This is a genomic window from Gluconobacter frateurii, from assembly GCF_002723955.1.
In the GTDB taxonomy this organism is placed as follows: domain Bacteria; phylum Pseudomonadota; class Alphaproteobacteria; order Acetobacterales; family Acetobacteraceae; genus Gluconobacter; species Gluconobacter frateurii.
Map to the genome: position 1 here is coordinate 41,070 of NZ_BEWN01000003.1, position 25,994 is coordinate 67,063.

General features: G+C 56.8%; 25 protein-coding genes and 1 tRNA gene. 13 read left to right on the forward strand and 13 right to left on the reverse strand.

All coding sequences use genetic code 11. From position 1 onward, the window contains the following. Positions 1-19 precede the first annotated feature (19 nt). The 4 genes from tpiA to kdsA all read left to right on the forward strand — a co-directional run bounded on the left by tpiA (position 20) and on the right by kdsA (position 3,682). Positions 20-820 (forward strand): triose-phosphate isomerase, encoded by an 801-nt coding sequence (gene tpiA / locus GFR01_RS08975; RefSeq protein WP_099182178.1) that lies wholly within the window; start codon positions 20-22, stop codon positions 818-820. Beyond that, positions 817-1,167 carry a preprotein translocase subunit SecG gene (gene secG / locus GFR01_RS08980; protein WP_061510564.1) on the forward strand — a complete coding sequence of 117 codons (351 nt, stop codon included), beginning with the start codon at positions 817-819 and terminating at the stop codon, positions 1,165-1,167. Before tpiA ends, secG begins: the two co-directional genes overlap by 4 nt. Before the next feature lie 62 nt (positions 1,168-1,229). Continuing rightward, the gene (locus GFR01_RS08985) at positions 1,230-2,861 is read left to right on the forward strand and encodes a CTP synthase (protein ID WP_099182179.1); all 1,632 of its coding nucleotides are present in this window, start codon (positions 1,230-1,232) and stop codon (positions 2,859-2,861) included. Beyond that, on the forward strand, positions 2,858-3,682 hold the full coding sequence (gene kdsA, locus GFR01_RS08990; RefSeq protein ID WP_099182180.1) for a 3-deoxy-8-phosphooctulonate synthase: 825 nt from the start codon (positions 2,858-2,860) through the stop codon (positions 3,680-3,682). Before GFR01_RS08985 ends, kdsA begins: the two co-directional genes overlap by 4 nt. On the opposite strand, the gene GFR01_RS08995 is transcribed toward kdsA, so the two are convergent. Then, on the reverse strand, positions 3,670-4,239 hold the full coding sequence (locus GFR01_RS08995; RefSeq protein WP_244902224.1) for a DUF3429 domain-containing protein: 570 nt from the start codon (positions 4,237-4,239) through the stop codon (positions 3,670-3,672). The two genes, kdsA and GFR01_RS08995, sit on opposite strands and share 13 nt — an antisense overlap. Positions 4,240-4,256: 17 nt before the next feature. On the opposite strand from GFR01_RS08995, the gene eno reads away from it, so the two are divergent. Beyond that, a complete protein-coding gene (gene eno / locus GFR01_RS09000; protein WP_099182181.1) occupies positions 4,257-5,537 on the forward strand; it encodes a phosphopyruvate hydratase in 1,281 nt (426 codons plus the stop codon). Positions 5,538-5,675: 138 nt separating this feature from the next. Further along, entirely contained in the window at positions 5,676-6,005 is a 330-nt protein-coding gene (locus tag GFR01_RS09005; protein ID WP_099182182.1) for an FtsB family cell division protein, read from the forward strand. Positions 6,006-6,122: 117 nt separating this feature from the next. Here the strand turns inward: GFR01_RS09005 and rpmG are convergent, their stop codons facing one another. Continuing rightward, entirely contained in the window at positions 6,123-6,290 is a 168-nt protein-coding gene (gene rpmG / locus GFR01_RS09010) for a 50S ribosomal protein L33 (RefSeq protein ID WP_007281888.1), read from the reverse strand. 307 nt (positions 6,291-6,597) lie between these two features. Here rpmG and lexA point away from each other — a divergent pair, with 307 nt between their 5' ends. Further along, complete coding sequence (lexA, locus tag GFR01_RS09015) at positions 6,598-7,323, forward strand: transcriptional repressor LexA (RefSeq protein ID WP_167384243.1); 726 nt, start codon at positions 6,598-6,600, stop codon at positions 7,321-7,323. Positions 7,324-7,376: 53 nt separating this feature from the next. Here lexA and GFR01_RS09020 read toward each other — a convergent pair whose 3' ends face one another. The 4 genes from GFR01_RS09020 to GFR01_RS09035 all read right to left on the reverse strand — a co-directional run bounded on the left by GFR01_RS09020 (position 7,377) and on the right by GFR01_RS09035 (position 12,037). Then, positions 7,377-7,982 carry a hypothetical protein gene (locus GFR01_RS09020; RefSeq protein WP_099182184.1) on the reverse strand — a complete coding sequence of 202 codons (606 nt, stop codon included), beginning with the start codon at positions 7,980-7,982 and terminating at the stop codon, positions 7,377-7,379. Positions 7,983-8,083: 101 nt separating this feature from the next. Beyond that, positions 8,084-8,686, reverse strand: a complete 603-nt coding sequence (gene pgsA / locus GFR01_RS09025; protein ID WP_099182185.1) for a CDP-diacylglycerol--glycerol-3-phosphate 3-phosphatidyltransferase — start codon at positions 8,684-8,686, stop codon at positions 8,084-8,086. A 108-nt stretch (positions 8,687-8,794) separates the two neighbouring features. Then, a complete protein-coding gene (gene uvrC, locus GFR01_RS09030; protein WP_174694698.1) occupies positions 8,795-10,678 on the reverse strand; it encodes an excinuclease ABC subunit UvrC in 1,884 nt (627 codons plus the stop codon). A gap of 351 nt (positions 10,679-11,029) precedes the next feature. Then, positions 11,030-12,037, reverse strand: coding sequence for a dipeptidase (locus GFR01_RS09035; protein ID WP_099182187.1), 1,008 nt, complete (start codon positions 12,035-12,037; stop codon positions 11,030-11,032). Positions 12,038-12,117: 80 nt separating this feature from the next. Here GFR01_RS09035 and GFR01_RS09040 point away from each other — a divergent pair, with 80 nt between their 5' ends. Next, on the forward strand, positions 12,118-12,915 hold the full coding sequence (locus GFR01_RS09040) for an exodeoxyribonuclease III (protein ID WP_174694699.1): 798 nt from the start codon (positions 12,118-12,120) through the stop codon (positions 12,913-12,915). 17 nt (positions 12,916-12,932) lie between these two features. Here GFR01_RS09040 and GFR01_RS09045 read toward each other — a convergent pair whose 3' ends face one another. Beyond that, the gene (locus GFR01_RS09045; RefSeq protein ID WP_063903658.1) at positions 12,933-13,667 is read right to left on the reverse strand and encodes a response regulator transcription factor; all 735 of its coding nucleotides are present in this window, start codon (positions 13,665-13,667) and stop codon (positions 12,933-12,935) included. A 155-nt stretch (positions 13,668-13,822) separates the two neighbouring features. On the opposite strand from GFR01_RS09045, the gene GFR01_RS09050 reads away from it, so the two are divergent. Then, on the forward strand, positions 13,823-14,332 hold the full coding sequence (locus tag GFR01_RS09050) for a L,D-transpeptidase family protein (protein ID WP_063903659.1): 510 nt from the start codon (positions 13,823-13,825) through the stop codon (positions 14,330-14,332). Here GFR01_RS09050 and GFR01_RS09055 read toward each other — a convergent pair. Continuing rightward, positions 14,329-16,152: a cation:proton antiporter gene (locus GFR01_RS09055; protein WP_099182188.1), complete on the reverse strand. Its 1,824-nt coding sequence runs from the start codon at positions 16,150-16,152 to the stop codon at positions 14,329-14,331. The genes GFR01_RS09050 and GFR01_RS09055 overlap by 4 nt on opposite strands. 98 nt (positions 16,153-16,250) lie before the next feature. Here GFR01_RS09055 and GFR01_RS09060 point away from each other — a divergent pair, with 98 nt between their 5' ends. Next, on the forward strand, positions 16,251-16,775 hold the full coding sequence (locus GFR01_RS09060) for a GNAT family N-acetyltransferase (protein WP_099182189.1): 525 nt from the start codon (positions 16,251-16,253) through the stop codon (positions 16,773-16,775). On the opposite strand, the gene GFR01_RS09065 is transcribed toward GFR01_RS09060, so the two are convergent. The 3 genes from GFR01_RS09065 to GFR01_RS09075 form a co-directional block, all read right to left on the reverse strand. Further along, entirely contained in the window at positions 16,723-18,051 is a 1,329-nt protein-coding gene (locus tag GFR01_RS09065; RefSeq protein ID WP_099182190.1) for an RsmB/NOP family class I SAM-dependent RNA methyltransferase, read from the reverse strand. The genes GFR01_RS09060 and GFR01_RS09065 overlap by 53 nt on opposite strands. 56 nt (positions 18,052-18,107) lie before the next feature. Beyond that, a complete protein-coding gene (gene guaB, locus GFR01_RS09070; protein ID WP_099182191.1) occupies positions 18,108-19,601 on the reverse strand; it encodes an IMP dehydrogenase in 1,494 nt (497 codons plus the stop codon). A 149-nt stretch (positions 19,602-19,750) separates the two neighbouring features. Continuing rightward, positions 19,751-19,824 (reverse strand) — tRNA-Gln (locus GFR01_RS09075). Between the two features lie 157 nt (positions 19,825-19,981). Between GFR01_RS09075 and GFR01_RS09080 the strand changes: the two genes are divergently transcribed. The 3 genes from GFR01_RS09080 (at position 19,982) to GFR01_RS09090 (ending at position 23,348) form a co-directional block, all read left to right on the forward strand. Further along, positions 19,982-21,106, forward strand: coding sequence for a Ppx/GppA phosphatase family protein (locus tag GFR01_RS09080; protein ID WP_099182192.1), 1,125 nt, complete (start codon positions 19,982-19,984; stop codon positions 21,104-21,106). Beyond that, positions 21,103-21,903, forward strand: coding sequence for an RlmE family RNA methyltransferase (locus GFR01_RS09085; protein WP_063903664.1), 801 nt, complete (start codon positions 21,103-21,105; stop codon positions 21,901-21,903). The genes GFR01_RS09080 and GFR01_RS09085 overlap by 4 nt, the downstream gene beginning before the upstream one ends. Positions 21,904-21,986: 83 nt before the next feature. Next, positions 21,987-23,348: a sodium:solute symporter family transporter gene (locus GFR01_RS09090; RefSeq protein ID WP_099182193.1), complete on the forward strand. Its 1,362-nt coding sequence runs from the start codon at positions 21,987-21,989 to the stop codon at positions 23,346-23,348. Here GFR01_RS09090 and GFR01_RS09095 read toward each other — a convergent pair. Together GFR01_RS09095 and shc are read right to left on the reverse strand one after the other, a co-directional pair. Continuing rightward, positions 23,316-23,948, reverse strand: a complete 633-nt coding sequence (locus tag GFR01_RS09095; RefSeq protein WP_099182194.1) for a nucleoside phosphorylase-I family protein — start codon at positions 23,946-23,948, stop codon at positions 23,316-23,318. The genes GFR01_RS09090 and GFR01_RS09095 overlap by 33 nt on opposite strands. Beyond that, the gene (gene shc / locus GFR01_RS09100; RefSeq protein ID WP_099182195.1) at positions 23,948-25,936 is read right to left on the reverse strand and encodes a squalene--hopene cyclase; all 1,989 of its coding nucleotides are present in this window, start codon (positions 25,934-25,936) and stop codon (positions 23,948-23,950) included. The genes GFR01_RS09095 and shc overlap by 1 nt, the downstream gene beginning before the upstream one ends. Positions 25,937-25,994: the final 58 nt, after the last annotated feature.

A 25,994-nucleotide genomic window follows, 5' to 3' on the forward strand; every position in this document is an offset into this window, starting at 1 on the left:
CTCACCCTCAGGAGGACGCATGGACGTATCGCCGAAACTCGTAATCGGTAACTGGAAGATGAATGGCTTGCGGGACCAGACCGTACAGCTTGCAACTGCCGTAGCCGAAGGCGCACGCTCCCTGCCTGACGACGTCAAACTGGTCATCTGCCCGCCCTTCACCCAGCTTGAGCGGGTGTCTGATATTCTTGGCAAACTCGGCCCTGATCCGAAGCTTCAGTTAGGCGCGCAGGATTGCCACACCGCGTCATCCGGTGCGCATACGGGTGAAATTTCAGCGGATATGCTGGCGGATGTCGGTGTTAAGTACGTTTTGCTGGGGCATTCCGAGCGGCGCCAGAACTTCGGTGAAACAGACGCTCTCATTCGTTGCAAGGTGCAGGCGGCTGAAGCGGCCGGGCTGGTGCCGGTTGTCTGTATTGGCGAAACCATGGCCGAGCGTCAGGATGGGCGCGCGGCGACTGTTCTGGCCAGTCAGATCGATGGATCTCTGACCGATAACTTCAACGGCGTTCTGGCTTACGAGCCCGTCTGGGCCATCGGGAGTGGCGTTACGCCGTCTCGCGATGAACTGGAGCGGACGCTGTTTCTTCTGCGTGGATTGTTGCAGTCCCGCCTCAAGATGGATGACATTCGCGTGCCAATCCTGTATGGCGGCTCCGTAACACCGGCCCAGGCGCCGACCATTCTTTCCATCGGGGTGCTGGGCGGAGTGCTGGTTGGCAGTGCGAGCCTGGAAGCAAAAAGCTTCCTGCGCATTGCTGAAGCCGCATCGCTCCGCCTGTCCTCCCAACCATTGTCCGGACCCTATCGTTCATGACCACTTTCCTGCTTGTCATCAATCTGCTGGTCACCCTGGCCCTGATCGGTACGATCCTGATCCAGCGCAGCGAAGGCGGCGGCCTTGGAATCGGCAGTAGCCAGGGCATGGGCTCTTTCATGACCGGCCGCGGAACGGCAACGCTTCTGACGCGTGCCACCTCCGTCCTTGCTGGCGTTTTCATGCTGCTCTGCCTGGTACTGGCGCTTCTGAACCGTGGTGCGTCTTCGGGGGTTGGCGGTCATGATATTCTTGCTGATCCGCCGGCTCCGGCCGCTGCAACAACAGCTCCTGCTGCGCCTGCAACCCCTGCCGCTCCGGCTCCTGCCGAGACGCCTGCTCACTAAGTGAATTGGGAAGCATCTCGACGCTTCCCCTCGCCCCCACCTTCGGTGTATGAGGAGCGCCCATGACGCGCTTCGTATTCATCACCGGCGGTGTGGTATCTTCTCTCGGCAAGGGTATCGCTTCTGCGGCTCTTGCTGCCCTTCTCCAGGCACGCGGCTACAAGGTCCGCATGCGCAAGCTGGACCCCTACCTGAACGTGGATCCGGGCACGATGAGCCCGTATCAGCATGGTGAAGTGTTCATCACCGATGACGGGGCTGAAACAGACCTCGATCTCGGTCATTATGAGCGTTTCACGGGTGTTCACGCCCGCCGTGCTGACAACACCACGACAGGCCGTATCTATTCCGATGTCATCGCCCGCGAACGCCGTGGCGATTATCTGGGCGGAACCGTTCAGGTCATTCCGCACATCACGGACGCCATCAAGGACGTCGTGGTGGCTGGAACGGAAGATTATGACTTCGTTCTGGTGGAAATCGGCGGAACGGTTGGCGACATCGAAAGCCTTCCTTTCCTTGAAGCCATTCGTCAGCTTCGCAATGATCTGGGTCACAACCAGACCATGTGCGTTCACCTGACGCTCCTGCCCTATATTCCATCAGCAGGTGAACTGAAGACGAAGCCGACGCAGCATTCCGTCAAGGAACTGCAGAATGTCGGTATCCAGCCTCAGGTTCTGCTCTGCCGTTCCGATCGTCCGATTCCGGAAAACGAACGCCGCAAGATCGCCAATTTCTGTAACGTGCGCCCGGAAGCTGTGATTGCGGCACTGGATGTGGACACGATCTATGCGTGCCCGATTTCCTATCATAACGAAGGCATGGACCGTGAAGTCCTGCGTTATTTCGGTCTACCGTTCGAAGGTTCGCCGGATCTGACACGCTGGGAAAAGATCGTCCACGCGATTCGCGAGCCTGAGGGCGAAGTGAATGTTGCTGTCGTGGGTAAGTACACAGCCCTGCTGGACAGCTACAAGTCGCTGGCCGAAGCGCTGCTGCATGGCGGGATCGCGAATAATGTTCGTGTGAAGCTCGACTGGATCGAATCGGAAGAATTCGAAAAGACGGCCGACATTGCTGAGCGTCTGAAGGATGCGGATGCCATTCTGGTGCCGGGCGGCTTCGGTGAGCGCGGTGCGGAAGGTAAGGTTCAGGCCGTTCGCTATGCCCGCGAAAACGGTATCCCATTCCTTGGAATCTGCTTCGGTATGCAGATGGCTGTGATCGAATGCGCGCGTTCCCTCGCCGGTCTGCCCAAAGCCTCTTCAACTGAATTCGGCCCGACGAGCGAACCGCTGGTTGGTCTTATGACGGAATGGGCAAACGGCAATGAACTGATGCGACGTCGCGAAGGTGGAGATCTTGGTGGCACGATGCGTCTGGGCGCCTTCCCGGCCAAGCTTGCTCCCGGGTCCCGCGTTGCGGAAATCTACGGCAAGACGGAAGTGCGGGAACGCCATCGTCACCGTTGGGAAGTGAACCTGCATTACAAGGATCGTCTGGAAAAGACGGGCCTGCGCTTCTCCGGCATGTCTCCGGACGGCGTTCTTCCGGAAGTTGTGGAATACCCCGATCATCCATGGTTCATCGGTGTGCAGTACCATCCGGAGCTGCTGTCCAAGCCATTTGATCCGCACCCTCTCTTTGCAGGCTTCATCGGTGCAGCCCACAAGCGGACGGAAAGCAAGTGAGCTTCCGCGTCGGGGAACTCGAGATTGGTCAGGACCGGCCGTTCACCCTGATTTCAGGGCCGTGCCAAATCGAATCCCGGGACCACGCCGTGGAGATGGCGGATGCTCTCTCCACGATCTGTCGGGAGCTTGAGATCGGCCTGATCTACAAGAGCAGCTATGACAAGGCGAACCGCAGCTCCGTGAACGCGGCGCGCGGAGTGGGTATGGAAAAGGGGCTGGATATTCTGGCCTCTATCCGTGAGCGCTTTAATGTTCCGGTTCTGACAGACGTTCATTCTGCCGAGCAGTGCGCCATCGCGGCGCAGGCCGTGGATGTTCTGCAGATCCCTGCTTTCCTGTGTCGGCAGACAGACCTTCTCCTTGCTGCGGGTCAGACGGGCCGGGCCATCAACGTCAAGAAGGGCCAGTTTCTGGCTCCCTGGGACATGGCCAATGTTGCGGCGAAGCTGGCTTCGACGGGGAATGAGCGCATCATGCTCTGTGACCGTGGGACAAGCTTTGGGTACAACACGCTCGTCAGCGATATGCGTGGACTGCCGATCATGGCCCAGACGGGTTATCCCGTTGTTTTTGATGCCACCCATTCAGTCCAGCAGCCGGGTGGTCTTGGGGCTTCGACCGGTGGGCAGCGGGAGTTCGTTGAACCCCTCGCCCGGGCTGCATTGTCGATCGGTGTTGCTGCGGTCTTTATTGAAACGCATCAGGACCCTGACAATGCCCCGAGCGATGGCCCCACCATGGTTCCGCTTGCGGAAATGCGGGGCCTTCTGACGCGCCTTAAAGCGTTTGACGCGCTGGCGAAGTCTTACAGCGTATAGTTTTGCAACGGTGCGAGGGCTGCCATAAGGAGACTTATGACAGCCCCCACTGTCAGAACGGCCCGCAAGGGCATGTAACCGGGTGGGAGAGCGCCATGCTTCCAGGCTACCCGTTCCACAGCAAATGTGGAAATGAAGCCGATGACTTCCAGTAGGTATCCGGCACGCAGACCTCCCAATAGCCCGACGCATAGTGAAAGCCATGCCCAGAGCGCAGGGCAGACTCCCAGGAGGAGTCTCTGACGATCACGGTCTGTCGTTCCCTGAACTGTGATGATGTCGGGCCGTTCCATGGCCAGCCCCCAATGAACCGCCCCCAGAAAAGACAGGATGCAGGCGCCATATGCCAGAAGAATGATGGTCAGGTGCGGCAGTGGAGAAAAGAGCCCGGCCAGAAAAATCCAGCCTCCCAGTGCCATGAACGGGATGAGTCCCGCGAGGCCAAGGATCAGGGCGAAGAAAGGAAGACGCATGTCGTCGATTGACCTTATGTTCTGATTTTGAGACGAAACGGTGATCCGTCCCGAACGGTTATGAGCCACCCCCGGTTCACGCATATCCAGGAGAGCTTCCATTGAGCGCCATTGTTGATATCACTGCCCGCGAGATCCTGGACAGCCGTGGTAACCCGACCGTTGAGGTTGAGGTTGAGCTGTCGTCTGGTGCCCGCGGTCGCGCCGCCGTTCCCTCTGGTGCTTCTACTGGCGCCCACGAAGCTGTCGAGCTGCGTGACGGGGACAAGTCCCGCTACAACGGCAAGGGTGTTCTGAAGGCCTGTGGGTTCGTTGAAGACGAAATCCTTGAAGTGCTGCAGGGCGCCGAATCTGAAGACCAGATCGCCATCGATAACGCGATGATCGAACTGGATGGCACGCCGAACAAGTCCCGCATCGGTGCGAACGCCATCCTCGGTGTTTCCCTTGCGGTTGCCAAGGCCACAGCAGAAGAGCTGGAACTGCCGCTCTACCGTTATGTCGGTGGCGTGTTTGCACATACCCTGCCCGTTCCGATGATGAATATCGTCAACGGTGGTGAGCACGCAGACAACCCGATCGACATCCAGGAATTCATGATTCAGCCCGTTGGTGCGCCAACGATCGCTGATGCTGTGCGCATGGGCTCTGAAATCTTCACCGCGCTGAAGAAGGGTCTGTCTGCTGCTGGTCACAACACGAATGTTGGTGACGAAGGTGGCTTCGCTCCGGGTCTGAAGTCCGCTGACGAAGCCCTGAGCTTCATCATGAAGTCCGTAGAGGCTGCGGGTTACCGTCCGGGTGATGATGTCACGTTCGCGCTCGATTGCGCCGCGACTGAATTCTATGCCGATGGTCGCTACAATCTGAAGGGTGAAGGCAAGGAATTCGATTCTTCAGGTATGATTTCCTACCTGGAAGAGCTGACGAAGAAGTACCCGATCGTCTCCATCGAAGACGGTCTTGCAGAAGATGACTGGGAAGGATGGGCAGAACTGACCGCGCGTCTGGGCGGCAAGCTTCAGCTCGTTGGTGATGATCTGTTCGTAACGAACCCTGAGCGTCTGCGTCGTGGCATCAAGGCTGGCACGGCCAATTCCCTACTCGTAAAGGTGAACCAGATCGGGACGCTGACGGAGACGCTGGAAGCTGTCGAGACAGCTCATAAGGCTGGCTACACCTGCGTGATGAGTCATCGTTCGGGTGAGACGGAAGACGCCGTGATTGCGGATCTGGCCGTTGCTACAAACTGTGGTCAGATCAAGACGGGGTCTCTCTCCCGCTCTGACCGTACAGCCAAGTACAACCAGCTGATCCGCATCGAGCAGCAGCTCGGGAGTGCGGCACGTTATGCAGGTCGCAGCATTCTCAAGAGCGCCTGATTAGGCAGCCGGCCCTTCTTGGGCCGGCTTTTTTTTGCCAAAATAATCTGGTGTCTTTTGACATGAATGATTGTTTCGCTCTGTCTCTCTGAGGTAGGCTGCCAATACGTTTGAAAGCCAAGGGAGACTGTACACCGCGTGAGACCTCTTCGACTCATCAAGCGCGCTATCCGTACGGTTGCGCCCCCTGTCCTGTTCCTCTCGCTGACGGGTTATTTCGGCTGGAACGCTCTGCATGGGGCGCATGGTATCCGTGCTTATCAGGATCAACTGGTTCTTCAGCAGCAGGCGATTCAGTCGCAGCAGGATGCCAAGGATGAGCAGGCCGTCTGGCACCGACGCGTGCTGGCTCTCAAGGAAAAGGCGTTAGATGCTGATATTCTCGACGAGCGGTCACGTGCCATGCTGAACCTGACCCGGAATGGGGATATCGTTGTGCCTTATGGTCCGCACGACAAGCTTTTCTGAGGTCAGTTTTTGAAAGAGCCGTTTAGTCGGCTCTTTTTTTGTGCCGATTTGGGGCTGGAGCAACAAAAAAGGCGACCCGAAGGTCGCCTTTTTCAAACTCGTATGATCCGCGAGATCTTACTTGATCTTGGCTTCGCGGAAGGTCACGTGCTTGCGAGCGACCGGGTCATACTTGCGGACTTCCATCTTGCCCGTAGCAGAACGTGCGTTCTTCTTCGTAACATAGAAGTAGCCGGTGTCAGCCGACGAGACGAGACGGATCTGAATAACGTTGGTTTTTGCCATGATACCCTCGGGCTTGCGCCGTCCTGATGCCGCTCGCAAGTGCCAAAGCAGCAGGTTGATCTAGTTCGGCGCACCATGCTGATTTGTCTGTCTCAGGTCAAGGCTTTCTCGTGAAAATCCGCTGATAACGTGTCTTTTTCCGAAAAAATCATTGTTTTGGCTTGGTAAAAGCTTCGTTTTCAGGGTGTTGATCTCCTTGTGGTCCGGTAAAGGGGAACCTATAAGGAACAAAAGGGAGATACATGCTGGTCATGTGTCTTCCGGTTTTCAGGATCATGCCTCCACCGAGGCGCATGGGAGCGCCTGTATGCTGACGCGCAAGCAGCACCAGCTTTTGCTATATATTGACGAGCACCTCCGCCGGACGGGGTATTCCCCATCTTTCGACGAAATGAAGGATGCGCTCGAACTTCGCTCCAAATCCGGTATTCACCGTCTGATTTCCGCTCTTGAGGAACGGGGCTTTTTGCGTCGGCATCACCATCGTGCAAGAGCGCTCGAAGTCCTGCGTTTGCCTCACATGGGCACCGATGCGCCTCATGCTGACGGAGCCGTTCCGCAGGCGCCGTTTGTTCCGACTGTCGTTGAGGGTGGGCGGCAGTCGATGGAGGGCACTTTTTCCGAGGCCCCCCGGTCGCCTGTAGAGGATATGAGCGTCCAGATCCCTTTATACGGACGGATCGCAGCCGGTCTTCCGATCGAGGCCCTCCAGGATGAGAGTGCTCACATTCAGGTACCATCTTCCCTTTTAGGAACAGGCGAGCATTACGCCCTGACTGTTGCTGGTGACTCGATGATCGAAGCGGGAATTCTGGATGGTGATGTTGCTATCATTCGTCGGGGAGAACTGGCGGATAATGGTCAGATCGTTGTGGCACTGATTGATGATCAGGAAGTGACGCTCAAGAAACTGCGTCGGCGCGGCTCCACTATTGCTCTTGAGGCTGCTAACCGGGATTACGAAACCCGTATTCTGCCTGCCTCCCGTGTTCGTATACAGGGGCGCCTGGTGGCGCTCTTTCGGCAGTATTGATTTATCCCGTCCCTGCAAGCCTGTGAGGTTACTTGCAGGGACGAGAACACCGACTATTTTTTCGGCGCGGACGGGACGCCGCGTACAACGCGCACCGTTCCGTCCGGTGCTATCAGCGTGCTCGTTCCGTCACCGTTTGGAATAGTGATCGTCTTATCGGGATTTTTCGACAGGAAGCGCGATGCATTGTCCGGAACACTTGTCGGGAGTGCTGGGATCAGATTGCTGCGATCCTGAGAAACGCCGAAATGTGTATCGGAACTTTCACCGGCTGAGATGCTCTCGCCCGGTTTCATTTGATGGCCCATCGCCCCCAGCGCGCCGGTACCAGCAATTCCACCCATGAATGTCTTGTCGATTGCTGCGCCCCCAAAGTAGGTCGCAGGATCGCCCAGAGCGCGGTTAAAGACGCTATCAGGATTTTCAACGTCTTTCAGCGTTGGTAGCGGCTGTGGTGAACCTGGCCACATGTTGCCGCCTTCTGGAAGAATTGGCGTTGAGGCTACAGTTTCACCGCGTGCACGGCGCAGGTTCTCGCTATCCCCACGTGGTGCATTAGGATTACTCCCTGACCACAGAGACGTGTCGTTAATGAACTTGCCCATGCCCGAACAGCCACTCAGGGCGAGAGGTAATGCCAATAGAGCGGCCTTACGCATTGCGTACTCCCATAAGGTCGATCCTTGACCTTTAGCGGTCATTGCATGAAAGCGCCAGATGATGGGCTGATAACTGCAATAATAATCACGCACAGTCCAGATCAGGAGACGATCTTCGAGGACTTGCGTGGATCAGATGCCATCATTCTGGAAAAGCCGGCTGTAAGGTAACCCCACCCGCTAAGAACTGTCGGAATAACTGAGATCCAGAGCAGAATACCACCAATGAGCGTAGCGGGCAGGAAGGAAAGATGGAGTGCGACAGCGGCCTTGTCGCCACCAATCAGGAAACCGATGGCGACCATTTGGATGCCGGTTTTCCATTTTGCCAGACGGGTGGACGGCAGTGTTTCCCGCTGGGAGGCCATATATTCACGCAAGCCACTGACGAGAATCTCGCGCAGCATGATGATGATTGCGGCGTACAGCGAAAAGACAGGAAGAACTGTCAGGCCAGCCAGAGCCAGGAGGAGTGCTCCCACCAGAAGCTTGTCTGCGATGGGATCCATCATCCGCCCTAGCTCGGACAGCATCTGCCACCGACGGGCCAGAGCGCCATCCAGATAGTCCGTGATGCAGGCTGCCGTATACACAACACATGCAGCTACATTCCCGAGTGCGGAATGCAGTGCCAGCAGAGCAACCAGAACTGGGATGGCCGCTATGCGAAGCAGGGTCAGGACATTTGGCAGATCAGTAAGCATCGAGGACAGTCTAGAACAGTTTAGCTGGTACCGGTATGCGCCAATCTGCTCAGAATGTGTGTATTTTTTGTGCCCAAGGAGACTTGGGCCGCCGTCCTCACGGAATTGTCAGCTTTGGGTCCTGAGCCATTCGGGATGAAAATGCCCGTAGATCGCCCGAGCGATGCCCGAGCTGATTCCGGGGGCAGTTTCAAGCTCTTCGAGACTGGCTTGTTTCACACTTTTCGCTGAGCCAAAGTGATTGAGGAGAGCTTTTTTGCGTGCTCCCCCGATTCCAGCGACATCATCCAGTTCAGATTTCCGCAGTCCTTTGGACCGCCCTGCCCTATGCGTCGTGATGGCAAAGCGATGAGCCTCATCACGCAATCTCTGGAGGTAGTAGAGGACCGGATCTCGTGGCGGAAGCTGGAATGGTGCCTGCGTTTCTGTAAAGAACCACTCCCTGCCCGCATCCCGATCCGGACCTTTGGCGATGGCTACAATGGGAATATCTGTGACGCCCAGATCCGTCAGTACGGCACGAACCGCATTGAATTGACCCAGACCGCCGTCAATGAGCAGAAGATCCGGCCAGTCTTCCGGCCTCTCGCCATCTTCACGGTTCTTGCCGAACCTGCGTTCCATGACTTCCCGCATCATGCCAAAGTCATCTCCTGGCGTAACCGGGCCTTTAATGGCGTATTTTCGGTAGGATTTTTTTTCAAATCCTTCCGGGCCGCCTACGACCATCACGCCATAGGGTGCCTGTCCCATGATGTGTGAGTTGTCATAGGTTTCGATGCGTTGAGGGGGCTCTGGCAGGTTGAAGACTTTCGCGACGCCTTCAAGCAGCTTTTTCTGACCGGTATTTTCGGCAAGTTTCCGTTCCAGCGCTTCTCGTGCGTTCAGGGCCGCGTGATCAACAACACTTTTCTTTTCGCCACGCTGCGGGAACAGAATCTCAACTTTCTGTTCGCGGCGAATAGTCAACGCCTCTTCCACGAGTTTCTGCTCGGGCAACTCATGATTCACCAGAATGGACGGCGGCGGCGGTTTGTTATCGTAAAACTGGAGAAGGAATGCTGACAGCACATCCGCTGGCGCTTCTTCTTCGGCATGAACGGGATAAAAAGCCCGGTTTCCGTTGTTTCTGCTGCCACGGATGAAGAAGACCTGAATGCAGGTCTGGCCAGCATTCTGCCAGATTGCCACAATATCCGCGTCATTGATCGACGTCGGGTTGATGGTTCCCGAGTTCTGGATGCCTGCAAAACCGCGGATACGATCGCGGATAGCGGCTGCCTTCTCATACTCCATGGCTGCGGAAGCCCGCTCCATCTCAATGGCCAGTTCCTGTTGCAACTCGGTATTTTTGCCTGACAGGAACTGCTTCGCCTGCGTCACCAGTTCGGCGTAATCAGGCTTGGAGATACGGTCCACGCAAGGTGCAGAACAGCGCTTGATCTGAAACAGCAGGCACGGCCGCGTCCTGCTGTTCAGAACGGAATCTGAACATGACCGAAGAAGAAAGGTCTTCTGCACTAGGTTGAGCGTCTGATTGACCGCCCAGGCTGATGCAAACGGTCCCCAGTAAGTCGCACCCTTGACCGGCTTGCCGCGCTGCTTGGTAAGCTGTGGAAATTCATGATTTTCCGTCAGCATCAGCCAAGGATAGCTTTTGTCATCCCGTAGCAGGATGTTGAAGCGTGGCTTCATACGCTTGATGTAGTTGGCTTCCAGCAGAAGTGCGTCTGCTTCCGTTCTGGTGATGACAATCTCCATGGAGACCGTCATAGACACCATCCGGCGCAGACGTTCAGGAAGCTGGTTGATCCGCGTATAGGACGACACACGTTTCTTGAGGCTCAATGCCTTGCCGACATACAGGACCTCCCCCTTCTCTCCCAGCATGCGATACACGCCAGAGCTGTAGGGAATGGTCTTCAAGGCCTCACGGATTGCGTCCACACCCTGTTTTTTAACAGTCGGAACAGGGACTTCCTCAGCCGTCATTCTTGTTTTCATCTCCTTGGGCGTGAGGTCATTCATGCCGGTTCTTCAGTCATCCACTGAACCTGTGGACAAGTCTGTGGGTTGCTCCATGACAGAATCATGAAGGCCAAGGTTTGCAAGCCCTGCCATCAGATTGCCTAATTTTTAATCAGTAAACGTAAATAATTGAAAAGACTTATAAATTCTTTCCGTTGCGTGGATGGGCAAGAAATTTTCCCCATCCTCGGCTTTAGTTGAACGGGACGTCTTGACTCTTAAAAGCATGGTGGACGAGTGCACTCCACTTTAAGTCTTCATGGTCCCGTTCTGTTCCCGTTTGAGAGAACTTTTTTGCTGAGCTGAAAGCGATTTTCAGGCTGAAATTGATGCTTGTTCGGCCTTTTCCATCAGTCGCAGCATATTACCACCCCAGATGGCAGAAAGGTCTTCCTTCCCGAAGCCGACAGCTTCCAGAGCGCGGGTTACATTTCGCGTTTCAGTCGCGTCCTGCCAGCCCGGAATGCCTCCCCCCCCATCGAAGTCAGACGAGACGCCCACATGCCTTACGCCGATGCGCTCCGCGACGTAGGCCACATGGCGTGCCAGATCTTCGACGGTTCCCCCGCCGCCTTTGCGAAGGAATGACCCCATGGCCGTAATCTGGATCAGGCCATCCGTTTCTTTGAGACGATCCAGCTGTTCATCATCCAGATTGCGGGGATGATCGCAGAGACTGCGGACGCATGAGTGGCTGGCAAAGACAGGCGTCGTGGAGACTTCGGAAGCCTGCATCATTGTGGATTTCGCAGCGTGAGAGACATCCACCAGAACGCCATGCCGATTCATCTCACGAATTGTCTCACGGCCAAGTTCTGACAGGCCTCCATGAAGCGCTGGCACATCGTTGAGGTTCTTAAGGGGAATGGCCGCATCCGCCAACACATTGTGCCCGTTATGGGTCAACGTCATGTATCGAACACCATAGTCCCGGGCCAACTGCCCGATTCGAGCGGGGACACCTCCAAGAGCGTGGCCATTCTCAATTGCTGGCACAATGGCGAGGGCATTGTTCTCAAAGGCTAAGCGGACGTCCTGAGCAGTCCGGCAGACGCGCGCCGTCACTCCATCCTGCTCTCCTCCCAGAGAATCAATGACTTTCAGCATCGCCTGCACGCGCTCCCACGCCTCTTCATGCCCGGTCTCATCGCGTGGGCCTTGTGGGATGTAGGCTGCAAGGCAGACGGATCGCAGTTTGCCTTGATGGCACTTCCGAACATCCACTTTCCGCGGGTTATCCGAAGACCAGGCATCGGCCATGTCAGGCCATGGAATGTCGATATGAGTGTCGAAAGTGAGAAGCGTGTCGTGAAGGTCAGTCATGATCCGTCCTAGATCGGGTGCAGGCTTTCTTGACGCAAGAGGTGCTTGTCAAAGAGGGCAATTCAGTCGATCCAGAGGTGATGCGTCTGATTACATGGAACATCAACTCCCTCCGGCTTCGGCTGCCCCTTTTGCAGAAGCTGGTTGAGGAGGAAAATCCGGACATCGTCTGCCTTCAGGAGACGAAAGTTCCCGATCCGCTCTTTCCGGCTGAAGCGCTGACGGCGCTGGGGCTGCCCCATCAGCTCTATCGCGGCATGAAGGGGTACAATGGGGTAGCGATTCTTTCGCGTCTGCCTCTGACATCCGTCGCGAATACCCCGAACTGGTGTAGCCGTGAGGACTGTCGGCACATCGCGGCCTCCATCGAAACTCCTGGTGGCCCGGTTCTGCTTCATGATTTCTACGTGCCGGCAGGCGGCGATATTCCTGATCCGGAAGAAAACGAGAAGTTCGCCCACAAACTCGCATTCATAGAAGAAGCTACCGCTTGGTTTTCAGAAACGCCCCCTGCCCGCAGTATCGTGGTCGGAGACCTCAACATTGCGCCTCTGGAGCATGACGTCTGGAGTCACCGTCAGCTTCTGAAGATTGTCAGCCATACGCCACCGGAGACGGAGCGGCTTAACGCCTGGATGGCAACAGGTTTTCAGGATGCAATGCGGCGTCTCACGCCTGAACCGTCCAAGCTCTATACGTGGTGGTCTTATCGTAACAAGGACTGGAAAAAGTCTGACCGTGGGCGCCGCCTTGATCACGTCTGGATGACGCCTGACCTGATGCCGGGACTACGCGATATCCGTATTCGTCGGGATGTGCGGGACTGGGAAAGCCCGTCAGATCATGTGCCGGTCGTGCTGGACTTCGATCCAGCCTGACCGGCTTGCTCCCGGTTTCAGGCCGGGAGCGATTCCGCTGTGGCGACTGTCTTGCCTTCCGGATCAAGGCGATAACCGCCCCCTTCCGTGATGAGCAGAGATGTCTTGGTTGGATCTGGCTCGATCTTCTGACGCAGGCGATAGATATGCGTCTCAAGCGTATGCGTGGTGACGGCGGCGTTGTAGCCCCAGACTTCGTTCAGAAGAACCTGCCGCGCTACTGGACGGTGGCCTGCGCGGTAAAGATACTTAAGAATCGCAGCTTCCTTTTCCGTCAGGCGGATCCGGCGGTTACGTGCAGTCTCGACCAGAAGCTTGGCAGAAGGTCGGAATGCATACGGGCCAATCTCAAAGACGGCATCTTCGCTGTTCTCGAAAATCCGCAGCTGTGCGCGGAGGCGCGCTAGAAGTTCGCCAATCCGGAAAGGTTTGGCCACGTAGTCATTGGCGCCGGCATCCAGGCCACGCACAATATCGCTCTCATCATCTGAACCGGTCAGAATGATGATTGGCATCCGAACGCCTTCGCGGCGCAGTTCTGCACAGAAATCGCGTCCATCCCCATCTGGAAGGGTGATGTCCAGCAGCATCGCATCATAGCGTGCCCCCGGCTTCTTCAGCAGTTCCCGAGCGGTTGCGACAGAAGTCGCTTCAATTGTCTCAAGTTCGCCACCGTGCTGGAGCTGTTCCGCCAGCAGATGCCGCAATGTGTCGTCGTCATCAACTACGAGGATGGGGCGGGGACCTGCCATAATACCTGTCTCGTTTTATCTGAGCGGAAGCGTCACATCCGCGTGGGTTCGCGTTGATAAGCCACGCATCCAATTCTTCTCTTCCCATTGCTGGAAAGCGAAGCAAACTTGCAACATGAGGTATGACAAATGCAAATTGAAAAGAAAACAGGCAGATGACTAAAGCTAATTTGAGAATCGCTGAAAACCGCGCTTTTCTTCACTTCCGAAACGAAGTTATTCCGGCTCTGATTGGATCGGGCGGCATAAGTCTTGACAAACGCGAAGGCGATCATGCGACGCCTGTTGGAGAACTGCCTCTCCGGCGTATTCTTTATCGTGCTGACCGTACTGAAAGGCCGGTTTCCGGCGCTGGTCTGCCCATTGAGCCAATAGCCCCTTCAGATGGATGGTGTGACGATGCGGACGCTTCCGATTACAACCGTCCGGTTACTCTTCCGCACCCTGCTTCATGTGAAAAAATGTGGAGAGAAGACCATGCTTACGATCTCTGCATTGTGATGGGATGGAACGATCTCAAACCCGAGTCGGGTCGTGGGTCAGCAATTTTTCTGCATTTGCCGACTGTGACGGGGTTCACGGAAGGGTGCATCGCTTTACAGGAACGCGATCTCCGTCGCTTGCTCGCACAGGGGTTGACCTCGATCATTGTGGAAGCGCCTTAAGACGCTTCCCTTTCTGCTCTGGTTTGATCGGTTGGTGGAACCATGGAAATCATCAGATCTCCCGCCATCGGCATGACCGTTGCGGGGTCTTCCGCTGATCGAATGAGAATGGCTGTCCTTCGACTGACAAGGATATCCAATCGGTTATCATCCGTTCCGAAGCTGTCGGCATTCGCTTCCGTGGCAACGCGGGATGTAAAACGCCATCCCTGCTCGAACAGCGTGTCGAACAGCGTGTAGTTCCAGGCAGGTTCTCCAAGAACCTTCCCGCGCGAATCACGGGACAGGCCGTGATAGAAATCCAGTCTCGCCACGCCCGGGCTGATCTGAAACACGCGCTCCCGTCCCATGGCCGGGGCCAGATGGCCACAGATCATGCCGTTATAAATACCATCCCCCGTCGTCGCGATCAGGTAATCAGCAGGGCGCTCCTCAAGGGCCTCCTGCCCGTGCTGGGACAACAGTTCAGTGCGCAGAACCGGAATATCCATCTGTGCCGCTGGCATCAGGGCACTCGATCTGTTGTCCACGAGAAGGACCGGAATACCTTCCCGGTGCAGGCACGCTGCAAGATCAACTGACCATCCGCTGGCACCCAGAATGGCAATGGCAGGATCGTTTGAAAGGGTCAGTTTGAGTGCTCTTGCAATGGGCCGGAGCGAGAAGCCATGCAGGATCATCGTTACCGCTATGACAGCAAACACGGCTGGCATGATAAGGTCAGCGGACTGATAGCCGGTTTCCTTCAGGCGAATACCTGCCGCACCTGCGACGGCGGCGGCCACAATACCGCGAGGTGCGATCCACCCGACGAAAAGCCGTTCTTTCCACGGCATGCTCGTTCCAAGTGTGGAAAAGAAAATCCCTACGGGCCTGACAACAAACAGAACGACCAGTGTCAGCATCAGAATTGGGATGGAAAGATGTTTGAGCACATCACGATGCAGGTCGGCCGTCAGCAGGATAAACAGCACTGACACCACCAGAACCACCATGGATTCCTTGATGCGGCGAAGTTCTGCGACGCCGGGAATATGAAGGTTGGTCAGCGCCATACCAAAGATGGTCACGGCGACCAGTCCTGCACCTTCCATCTCCAGATTGCAGGCTGTGAAAATCAAAAGCGCCATGGAAATGAGAACCGGCGTTTTGAGGATTTCCGGCATCATGTCCCGCGTGAAAAGATAGCGGATCAGATAAGCCGGAAGAATGCCTGCCGAGATGGACTCAGTTGCGGCAGCCAGAAGGTCTGGCAGCGTGTGAGTAAAGAAAACGCCGGTATGCAGATCGACATGCAGGAGCATGAGCTGCAGAACGACCGCAGCAAGAATTGCGCCCAATGGATCGTTAACGATGGCTTCCCATCTTAGGAAGGCTGCGACCCGGGGCTGAAGCTTGGCGCTGCGCAAAAGTGGCAGCACGACGGTCGGGCCTGTCACAACGATGATGGCCCCGAAGAGCATCGCCGTTCCCCACTCAAGATGGGCAACATAATGAGCTGCAAGTGATCCCAGGACCCAATTTATGGGCAGGGCGAGCATCGTCAGGCGTGCGACGCCTTCCCCGGCTTCCCGAAGCTGGCGAATGTCCAGCGCCATCCCTCCCTCGAACACCACGATGGCAACGAGGAGCGAAACCAGTGGCCGGAAGACCCATCCCATCGTCTCGGATGGGTGGAGAATACCGAGCCCAGGCCCGAACAGCAGCCCCATGGTGAAGAGAAGGACGATCGCTGGAAGGCGGAACCGCCACGCGACCCACTGGGCCAGCATTCCGGCCCCGAATGTCAGGGCTATGCCGAGGAAGATATCATACTGCATGTGTAAGAGCGCGTCTGTCCCGTTCTGACTTGGAAACCGGTATCATAACCCGGATCATGGTCCGGGCCTAACCGTCTCACTTTGCAGGGAGTATCTGCGTGTCAGAATCGAAACTGGTCATCCGTCCCGCGCAGTCGCTGGATCGGGAGGGCATCTGGCGTGTTCTTGCGCCTGTTCTCAAGGCTGGGGAAACATATGCCCTTCCGAGAGCATGGGGCCGCAGACAGGCACTCGGGTACTGGATGGCTGTCGAACATCGCGTGTTTGTGGCGGAAAGTCCTGAAGGTAAAATCGTCGGAACTTTTTATCTTCAGGACAATCAGTCAGGTGGCGGCCGACATGTCGGGAATGCGGGCTTCGTGGCATCTCCCGGATACGGTGCTGGCCGTCAAATGGGCGAGTTCGCCCTGAAAGAAGCACAGGCCTTAGGCTACCGGGCTATGCAGTTTAATTTCGTTGTCAGCACCAATGAACGCGCAATCGCTCTTTGGAAACATCTCGGATTCCGGGTGGTTGGAACGCTCCCTGGGGCGTTCCACCACCCGCAAAATGGCTATGTGGATGCTCTTGTTATGTGGAAGGAACTTCTTCCGTCTGAGAAACAGGCTCCAGACGCTGCATGACGCAGGCAAAGAAGCCGTCTGTTCCATCACGAAGTGGTGTGAGAGAGAACTGGGCCTTCTCACGCAGCTCAGCAGGTAGAAGCTCGGGCAGTTCTTCCGTTGGAACCCGAACGAAATCCGTCCGGCGCTTAAGAAACGCGTCAATCTGCTGTCCATTTTCAGCCGCCAGAAGAGAGCACGTCGCATAGATCATCCGGCCGCCGGGTTTGACCAAAGATGCTGCACGATCAAGGATTTCGGACTGTTTGATAACAAGTTCCTGAATATCCTCCGGCGTCAGGCGCAGGCGTGCATCTGGGTTGCGGCGCCACGTGCCCGTCCCTGAACATGGTGCGTCCACCAGAACACGATCGAAGCTTGCTGCACGCCGCTTGGCCCATTTGTCTCCCGTCACCAAAAGGTGGCGTTCGACATTGTGGACCCCTGCCCGACGCAGACGCTTCACGGCGCCTTCGAGGCGTTTTTCGTGAACATCGCAGGCCACGATATGGCCCTTGTTTTCCATGGTCATGGCAAGGGCGAGCGTCTTGCCGCCAGCCCCGGCACAGTAATCAAGAACACGGTTGTCTGGCCGGGCGTCGGCTGCCGCCACAACCAGTTGCGATCCTTCGTCCTGAATTTCTACCAGGCCATCCTTGAACGCCTGTGCGGCCGTGACGGGCTGGCGCCCATCCAGTCGCAAACCCCAAGGGGAAAGCTTTGTCGGAACAGCATTCAGCCCTTCCCGCTTCAGCGCGCGCAGAGCATCTTCCCGCGTGCCTTTCAGCAGGTTTACGCGCAGATCCAGCGTGGGAGTGCCTAGCATGGCTTCCATTTCATCCGCCATGCGAGAACCGAAGGTCTCGCGAAGCGCAGGTTCGATCCAGTCCGGATATTCCAGGCGGATGGCGATTGGCTGCTTCTGGCTGGAAAGTTCTTTTCCTTCCAGATGCTTGAGGTTGATATCCTCACGCGGCGTCAGAGGGTTTTGGGCATAGCGCTCTCCGCTGAACATCATCCGGACCTGATCCATCGTCGTGCCAGACAGCAGCATGGAGGCCGCACAGAGCAGGCGTGGAGAGATATCGCCCTGGCTGCCTTCCAGATGCCAATGCAGCCGTCTCCAGCCACGCAGCACATCCCATGCCAGCGTGGAAATGGCGCGTCTGTCACCGCCACCGATATAGCGGCGTTCACGGAAGAAAGCGTTGGCGGTAGCGTCTGCGGGACGGCGGGGCGCATTCTGGATCGCACAAAGCAGATCAATGGCGCCGGAAAGGCGAGCTGCGGGGGTCATATGGCCCCCGTAGCCGGTTTGGCCTCTCAAAGCGAGAGGCCAATGTGTATGAAATGTCAGTCCCGACGGTAGTTCGGGGCTTCGCGCGTGATTGTCACGTCATGAACATGGCTTTCACGCAGACCAGCATTTGTGATGCGACGGAACATGGTGCGGACCTGAAGATCAGCAACTGTGGCAGATCCGGTGTAGCCCATGCCTGCTTTCAGGCCACCAACGAGTTGGTGCACGACCGGGGCCATGCCACCCTTATAGGGAACCTGTCCTTCGATACCTTCCGGCACAAGCTTCAGCGTGTCGCGAACTTCCGCCTGGAAATAACGATCCGCAGAACCACGAGCCATGGCACCAAGAGAACCCATGCCACGATACGACTTATAAGCACGCCCCTGATACAGGAACGTCTCCCCCGGGCTCTCATCCGTGCCTGCCAGCAGCGAACCAACCATCACGACGTCAGCACCAGCGCCGATAGCCTTCACAATGTCGCCGGATGTCCGGATGCCACCATCCGCGATAGCCGGGACGTCAAGTTCATGACAGGCTGCAGCGGTTTCCATAACAGCGGAAAACTGAGGGACACCAACACCCGCAACAACACGTGTCGTGCAGATGGACCCGGGACCAATACCCACCTTGATGCAGTCGGCTCCGGCTTCAATAAGAGCGCGCGCGGCCTGGGGGGTGGCGACGTTACCGGCAATAACCTGCAGGCCTGGATGACGCTCTTTCAGCGTCCGAACCGTGTTCAGAACGCCGTGGGAGTGACCATGAGCCGTATCAACAACAATGACGTCTACGCCCGCTTCAACGAGCGCCGCAGCGCGGTTCAGGCCATCTTCACCAACGCCGACAGCAGCAGCGCAGCGCAGACGCCCCTGTGCATCCTTGATGGCGAGCGGGTGAGTGGTGGCCTTGTCCATGTCCTTGACGGTGATCAGGCCGATGCAGCGACCGCCCTCATCAACAACCAGCAGTTTCTCGATGCGGTGACGGTGCAGCAGTGCGCGAGCTTCTTCCGGCGCGGCACCGTTCAGAACCGTGACAAGGTTCTCTTTCGTCATCAGATCGCGAACGCGGGTATTCAGATCCGTCGTGAAGCGGACGTCACGATTGGTCAGGATACCAACAAGAACGCCCGTACCTTCTTCAACGACCGGCAGGCCCGATACACCATGGCGGGCCATGATGGCATTGACGTCTGCCAGTGTCTGGTCCGGACCAACGGTGACGGGGTTGACCACCATGCCGGATTCAAAGCGCTTGACGCGGCGAACCTGCTCCGCCTGCTCTTCAATGGAAAGGTTCTTGTGAATGACGCCCATGCCGCCCTGCTGAGCCATGGCAATCGCCATGCCATCTTCCGTCACCGTGTCCATGGCGGAGGACATCAGGGGAATGTTCAGCTCGATTGTGCGTGTAAGGCGTGTACGTGTCGATGTCTGGGCCGGAAGCACGGACGATTCAGCCGGCTCGACGAGAACATCGTCGAATGCCAGTGCCTCGCGAATGCGTGCGCTTAGATCAGTTGTGCAGGAAGAATATGTCATGCCCGCTGGCCCCCGTTGGTCATGCGTCGTGAGACGCTGAAATCAGAACCGGGAGCCAAAAGGCCCGACCGGCCGTTGGCGGGTCCTCATAGACTAATTCCCCCCTGGAGGGGAAGTCTCTTTTTTGCGGTAGATTTTAAGGAATTTGTTGGCTGGGAGACCTGGATTCGAACCAGGGCTGACCGGGTCAGAGCCGGTAGTTCTACCGCTAAACTATCTCCCAAGCGGTGAGTGGGTGTTTACCCATCACGCCTGAGTGACGCAAGGGGGTATTTCCATTTTTTTTAGAAAAACTGATATTTTTCTTGCGGTAAGACGTTTTCCCGTCTCATGCTGCTTATGCAAGGTCCCAAAACGGGCAAATCGGGAGCCTAAACAAGATGATGAGGCAAGGAACGGAGCACAGGCTATCAGGTCAGGCGTCAGTACGGACGTCTGGAACCCGTCAGGCCGGACCGTTCTTTGGTGCCATCGACCTTGGAACCAACAATTGCCGTCTCATGATTGCTGCGGGAACAGCCAATGGTTTCCGTGTGGTCGACAGCTTCAATCGCTCCGTTCGCCTCGGCGAAGGACTGCGTCTAAGCGGCCGTCTGGCGGAAGAGTCCATGACGCGTGCGCTGGATGCCCTGCGGATCTGTGTGGAACGCATGAAGCAGTGGCCCCTCTCCCATGTCCGGGCCGTTGCAACCGAAGCCTGTCGCAAAGCAGCGAATGGCCGTGAATTTCTTGAGCGTGTTCAGAGCGAAATCGGTCTGACCATTGATATCATTACAGCTCGCGAAGAAGCTGAGCTGGCTCTTGAAAGCTGTTCCCCGCTTTTTCGTGTTCCCTCTCACGCACCTGCACGGGCTGAGCGCGGCGTTCTGTTTGATATTGGTGGCGGCTCAACGGAAGTGGCGTGGGTCCGGGTGGATCAAGCACGCAAGTCCCAGACACTGATTGGCACGACCAGCATGCCTGTCGGCGTCATTACCCTTCAGGAAATGTTCGGAGAGGGACATGGCTCTTCTTATGAAGAGATGGTGTCCTATGTGCAGAGCCATCTGTCAGGCTTTGAAAATATTCACCGTATCCGGCGGGAAATCAGCCAGGGCAACGCCTGCCTTCTGGGAACATCCGGAACGGTTACGACACTTGCCGGTGTGGCGCTCTCCCTGCCCCGTTACAATCGCGCCGCGATTGATGGCCTTACTCTGCCTGGTGCTGTGATGCGTGAAGCCATCGCTACGCTGCGTGGACTTTCGAGGGATCATCTTTCCGCACATCCGTGCGTGGGCGAGGATCGTGTAAAATATGTTCTCCCGGGTTGCGCGATTTTCGAGGCAATTCATCGCGCATGGCCTATAGAAGAGGTCACGATTGCCGATCGGGGGTTGCGTGACGGCATGCTGCTGCGTATGGCCCGCGATCATGGCCAGCGTTTCACACGGGAACGCCGCAGGCCCCATCGTCATGTCACGCCCCGTTCAAGGGGCCCTCTCGGGAATTACGCCACGATATGAAGCCGCCCAGATCCCGCTCCGGTTCTTCCAAGAAGGATACGGGACCCAAGCGCATCCCTGGAAAAGCTCTTAAGAGCGCAGCTGCACCAGGGGCAGCAGATGCAACACAGGACGCCTCGACGTCACAGACGGCCCGTAACAAGGTCGTCACACTGCGAACGGCTCGTGGTCGCACCACTGCCCAGCAGCGCTGGTTGAACCGTCAGCTCAATGACCCTTATGTGGCTGCAGCCCGAAAGCAGGGCTGGCGGTCTCGTGCCGCCTTCAAGCTGATCGAAATTGATGACCGCTTTCACATCATCAAGCCGGGCGCGCGCGTCATTGATCTTGGTGCGGCGCCGGGTGGCTGGTCGCAGGTTGCGGTCAAGCGTGGTGCGGGCAACATTGCAGGCGTTGACCTCCTGCCGGTTGATCCGGTGAGCGGAGCCGAAATCATTGAGGGTGATTTCACAGATCCGGAAATGCCGGATCGCCTTAAGGAAATCCTTGGCGGCCCTGCGGATCTGGTGATGTCTGACATGGCTCCGAACACGACGGGCCATGCAGCAACAGACCATATGCGCATCATGGGTCTCGCCGAAGGTGCGCTCGATTTTGCCATGCAGGTTCTCGCTGAAGGCGGCAGCTTCGTTGCCAAGGTTTTCCAAGGCGGCTCTGAAAAGCAGATGCTTGATTCCATGAAGCTCGCCTTCGCTTCCGTCAAACACGTCAAGCCGCCTGCTTCCAGAAAAGAATCAAGCGAGCTGTACGTCATCGCCACCGGATTTCGTCCCGAGCGTCTGGCCGAAGAAGGCTGAGCTTTTCCTGATGAGTGCTTTTCAAAAGTGCTCATCAGTTTGCGCGCTTGACCGGAACACGTTGCGGCTACAGAACGGACAGGATGATCCAGAGCCTGACTGTAATCCTGCTGTACTTGGTGTCCCTGCCCGTTTTCGCGCTTACACTGGCACGTCAGCCCCATAAAGACTTGCCGCCCTGGGCCATATGCCTTTCCCTGGTGGCCACAGAAACATCAACGCTCACAATCGTTAGTGTTCCCGGCGTTGCCTTTCTTAATGGCTATGTCTTCTTGGGGCTGGCTCTGGGATACCTGTTTGGGCGCGTTGCCGTTGCGATATGGTTTCTGCCACTTCATGAGCGCGGCGCCACATCCATTTACCGGTATGTCGGGCAGCGTTTCGGGCATCGCCTTCAGAAGCTTGTCTCAGGCACATTTCTCCTGACACGTCTTTTGGCGGAGGGGGTGCGCCTTTATGCAGGCATGGTCCCCGTCTCCCTCCTGTTTGCGAGTATTGGATACCCCGTCCCTGACTTCGTTTTGCTCATGGGCATCGTAGTGCTGACATTGGCTTATACGTTGGCGGGTGGTCTGAAGGCTGTGGTGTGGTCCGATACGCTCCAGCTTGTTCTTTATCTGGGTGGAAGTGCTGCCTGTGGTATTGTGCTGTTTGACCGCATTGGTTCTGCGGTCTTCCATGCCGCCCCACTCTTCACATCCGGTCTGCCCGCTTTCACCAACCCTTTCTCGGTAACGGGTGCTGTTGTTGGTGGCGCGATCCTTTCCCTAGCGTCTCATGGTACGGACCAGTTGATGCTACAACGTTGCCTTGCCGCCAGAAGTCTTGGAGGCGCGCGTGCTGCGATGATCGGAAGCGTCTTTGTCGTGGCGCTTCTCTTTGCATTGTTGTCTTTTATCGGGGTTGGGCTGCATGTTCTCTGGCCGGAGTATCATGGCGCGCCAGATGCGCTTTTCCCGCAGTTCATCCTGGCGTTACCGCCAATTCTTCGTGGATTGCTGATCGCGGGTATCCTGGCCGCGACAATGGGATCGCTTTCCAGCGCCATGAATTCCATGGCCGCGGCAACGAGAAGTGACTTCTTTCCCAAGAACACGCTTTCCCTGCGGACGGCGACATCGTTCTGGGCTGTGCTATTGGTCGCAACCGCTTTGCTGTTCTCGCACCCGACCGGATCTGCTGTGGTGTTCGGTCTCTCCATAGCATCCTATAGCTACGGTGCGACGTTAGGCATTTTCCTGCTGGCCATGCTCGCACATTCTCGCGACGAAGCGAGCGGAATTGCTGGCTTTCTGGTATCGATTGCCGTGTTGGGTCTGTTGGCGATGGTGCGTCTTGATGGGCACCCCATCGCCTTCCCGTGGCTCGTTCCGGCGGGTGTTATCGCCGCGTTTATCGGTGCGAGCGTTTTCTCAAAGCTGCGGCGGATAGGTTTCCAGAAATAAGGCGATGGCCTTCTGGGCCGCTGCTGCGTCTCTTCCAAGTCCCATCAGGGCTGGAATCTGCTTGGGATGCCTCACGAGAGAGCTAAGCAATCCGGGAAGATATATCGCACCATCTTTCAAGCCATCACGAGCAGCGGGCGGCAGATCTCGGTCCGAATCATCGCAGACTACCCGTAGAACAGCAAAGGTCTTGCCCGTCTGGGCAACCGCGCCACTTTCCATATCGACCGCCACGCAACGGGTCTGGCCGTATAGACGGCTTTTTTCTTCTGCTGTTTCGATCAGGCTGTTGCTGTGCAGAAGACCTCCACGTCGCGCATGATCGGCCCCGAAGCTTCTGCTCAGGGCAATGTCTGCGTTGTAGGACGTGTCTTGAACAACAACCCGGTCTGCAACGATGATCGTTCCCGGCATAACGCTGGACGATAGACCCCCGGCACAGCCAAAGGATAACAGTCGTGTTGCACCCGCTTGAACAAGCCGCGCGGCTCCCTCCACTGCACCTGAGGCTGTCGCGTTGCTCAGGGCAATGGGGGCATCAGGCAGGAAGCGGCGGATAATGCGCGCTTCCTGCTTCATTCCAACCAGGACACCGAGCATCAGAAACCGTATTCCACTCGGCCCGTGTTGCTGGTGCCCAGATTGCGATATCGGGACAGGGCCTGGAGCGGGAAGAACTGCTTGTAGCCGTGATAACGAAGGTAGAAGACTTTCGGGAAGCCTACGGCATTATAGGCTTCTTCCTGCCATTCCCCGTTTTCGTCCTGCCGGGACATCAGGAAGTTGATACCGCGCTTCACGGCCTCACTGTCCCTGCGCCCCACAGCCATGAGGGCCAGAACGGCCCAAGCCGTCTGAGACGGCAGGCTTTCCTTGTAAATTCCCGGTGGTGCGCCTTCATAAGTGGCGCAATCCTCGCCCCAGCCACCGTCCGAACGTTGAATATCCTCCAGCCAGTTCACGGCGCGCTTCACCATGGGATCGTCATAGGAAATGCCGGCAATGTTGAGGGCGCAAAGAACGGACCAGGTTCCATAGATGTAATTCGTTCCCCATCGACCGAACCAGCAGCCCTCTTTTTCCTGCTCTTTTCGCAGGTAATCCAACGCCTTGTCGATCACCGGGCGATCTTCCGGATGACCAAGCTGGCACAAGAAGGAAATGCATCGTGCCGAGACGTCTGCCGTAGGAGGATCAAGGAGTGCGCCATGATCCGAGAACGGGATATGGTTCAGCATCTCAAGGTCATTATCGACGTCGAACGCGCCCCAGCCTCCGTTCGTACTCTGCATCCCGATGATCCATTCGCGGGCGCGCTCAATCGCCTCACGGTTTTCTTCGGGGTCAACACGGTGAAGCAGCATGCCGACGACGGCAGTGTCATCTACGTCTGGATAATAATCATTTTCATACTGGAAGGCCCATCCCCCCGGCCGCAAATCGGGGGTGTTGATTGCCCAGTCGCCCTTGACGTCCAGAATCTGGCGATCCCGCAGCCACTCAGCACTTTTCTTCAGCTTCGCGAGTGTTTCATCACGTTTTGTCGGATGGGCCCCGGATGCGGCTTCCATCATGGCCAGACCGGACAATCCTGTGTCCCAAACGGGAGAAACGCAGGGCTGGCAGTAAATTTCGTCTTCTTTTTGAACAAGAAGATCCTGAATGGACTCCCAGGCCGTCACAACGCGAGGGTCGCTGTCGGGCACGCCAAGAGCGCGATACAGCATGACCACATTAGCCATGGCAGGATAGATCGCGCCGAGGCCGCCCCGGCTCAGGCGGGGTTCGATAAAGCTGATGGCCGCCTTGAGGGCTTTGTCATGAATTTTCTTGGGAATGAGCGGCAGAACTGGCCGTAGTGCCGTATCCAGATGTTTGAAAGCGCGGCCCCACATAGAGCGGTAAGGCCCGCGGATCCAGTCCTTGACCTCGGAAGGCGGCTTAACGAACAGCTCTTGTATGTGAATGTCCCGCGGATTGATGGCCTGTGGTTTCAGGGCGCCCACAGCCAGCATGGGAGCAAGCACTGCGCGGGACCAGTAAGACATGTTCCAAACGGAGAAAAACGCCGTCCGTGGGAGCAGCATCAGCTCAACCGGCATGACAGGCGTCGCATCCCAGGGAACTTCACCAAACAGGGCAAGCTGGATCCGCGTGAAGACATTGGATCGCGCAGCCCCGCCGTGGTCCAGAACAGCTTCACGCGCGCGCCGCATGTGAGGCGCGTCAATGTTGTCACCAATGGCTTTCAGAGCAAAATAGGCTTTTACCGTCGCGGAAAGGTCAAAGCCGCCGCCAAAATACAGAGGCCAGCCGCCGTGTTCGCCCTGAATGCGGCGCAGATAAACGCCGATCTTGTTCTGCTTGTCCTGATCGATCCGGTCCAGATAGTGTTCCAGAAGAACGTATTCGGCTGGAATGGTGGCGTCGGCTTCAAGCTCGAAAACCCAGTGGCCATCGTCTTTCTGACGTTTGCCAAGAGCCGCATGGGCGCCTTCGATCGCACGAGTGACGTCGTCTCCCTCAATGGGCTTGCGGGAAAGGGCCTCGCTCACGCGGTCCTCCTTTTCATCTGGATAAATCAGCATTGTTCAGCTCTCCCGGGACATGTAGCCCTCATCAAGGGGAGTGGTGCTACAGACATAA

Bases quoted from the DNA above. Each gene is read 5' to 3' on its own strand.
- tpiA (WP_099182178.1), top strand. From the start codon at position 20: ATGGACGTATCGCCGAAACTCGTAATCGGTAACTGGAAGATGAATGGC.
- secG (WP_061510564.1), top strand. From the start codon at position 817: ATGACCACTTTCCTGCTTGTCATCAATCTGCTGGTCACCCTGGCCCTG.
- GFR01_RS09085 (WP_063903664.1), top strand. From the start codon at position 21,103: ATGAAGCCGCCCAGATCCCGCTCCGGTTCTTCCAAGAAGGATACGGGA.
- GFR01_RS09050 (WP_063903659.1), top strand. From the start codon at position 13,823: ATGACTAAAGCTAATTTGAGAATCGCTGAAAACCGCGCTTTTCTTCAC.
- rpmG (WP_007281888.1), bottom strand. From the start codon at position 6,290: ATGGCAAAAACCAACGTTATTCAGATCCGTCTCGTCTCGTCGGCTGAC.
- GFR01_RS09080 (WP_099182192.1), top strand. From the start codon at position 19,982: ATGATGAGGCAAGGAACGGAGCACAGGCTATCAGGTCAGGCGTCAGTA.
- GFR01_RS08995 (WP_244902224.1), bottom strand. From the start codon at position 4,239: ATGCGTGAACCGGGGGTGGCTCATAACCGTTCGGGACGGATCACCGTT.
- GFR01_RS09045 (WP_063903658.1), bottom strand. From the start codon at position 13,667: ATGGCAGGTCCCCGCCCCATCCTCGTAGTTGATGACGACGACACATTG.
- GFR01_RS09020 (WP_099182184.1), bottom strand. From the start codon at position 7,982: ATGCGTAAGGCCGCTCTATTGGCATTACCTCTCGCCCTGAGTGGCTGT.
- guaB (WP_099182191.1), bottom strand. From the start codon at position 19,601: ATGACATATTCTTCCTGCACAACTGATCTAAGCGCACGCATTCGCGAG.
- GFR01_RS09035 (WP_099182187.1), bottom strand. From the start codon at position 12,037: ATGACTGACCTTCACGACACGCTTCTCACTTTCGACACTCATATCGAC.
- GFR01_RS09065 (WP_099182190.1), bottom strand. From the start codon at position 18,051: ATGACCCCCGCAGCTCGCCTTTCCGGCGCCATTGATCTGCTTTGTGCG.
- GFR01_RS09095 (WP_099182194.1), bottom strand. From the start codon at position 23,948: ATGCTCGGTGTCCTGGTTGGAATGAAGCAGGAAGCGCGCATTATCCGC.
- GFR01_RS09090 (WP_099182193.1), top strand. From the start codon at position 21,987: ATGATCCAGAGCCTGACTGTAATCCTGCTGTACTTGGTGTCCCTGCCC.
- uvrC (WP_174694698.1), bottom strand. From the start codon at position 10,678: ATGACGGCTGAGGAAGTCCCTGTTCCGACTGTTAAAAAACAGGGTGTG.
- lexA (WP_167384243.1), top strand. From the start codon at position 6,598: ATGCTGACGCGCAAGCAGCACCAGCTTTTGCTATATATTGACGAGCAC.
- GFR01_RS09040 (WP_174694699.1), top strand. From the start codon at position 12,118: ATGCGTCTGATTACATGGAACATCAACTCCCTCCGGCTTCGGCTGCCC.
- GFR01_RS08985 (WP_099182179.1), top strand. From the start codon at position 1,230: ATGACGCGCTTCGTATTCATCACCGGCGGTGTGGTATCTTCTCTCGGC.
- GFR01_RS09055 (WP_099182188.1), bottom strand. From the start codon at position 16,152: ATGCAGTATGATATCTTCCTCGGCATAGCCCTGACATTCGGGGCCGGA.
- shc (WP_099182195.1), bottom strand. From the start codon at position 25,936: ATGCTGATTTATCCAGATGAAAAGGAGGACCGCGTGAGCGAGGCCCTT.
- pgsA (WP_099182185.1), bottom strand. From the start codon at position 8,686: ATGCTTACTGATCTGCCAAATGTCCTGACCCTGCTTCGCATAGCGGCC.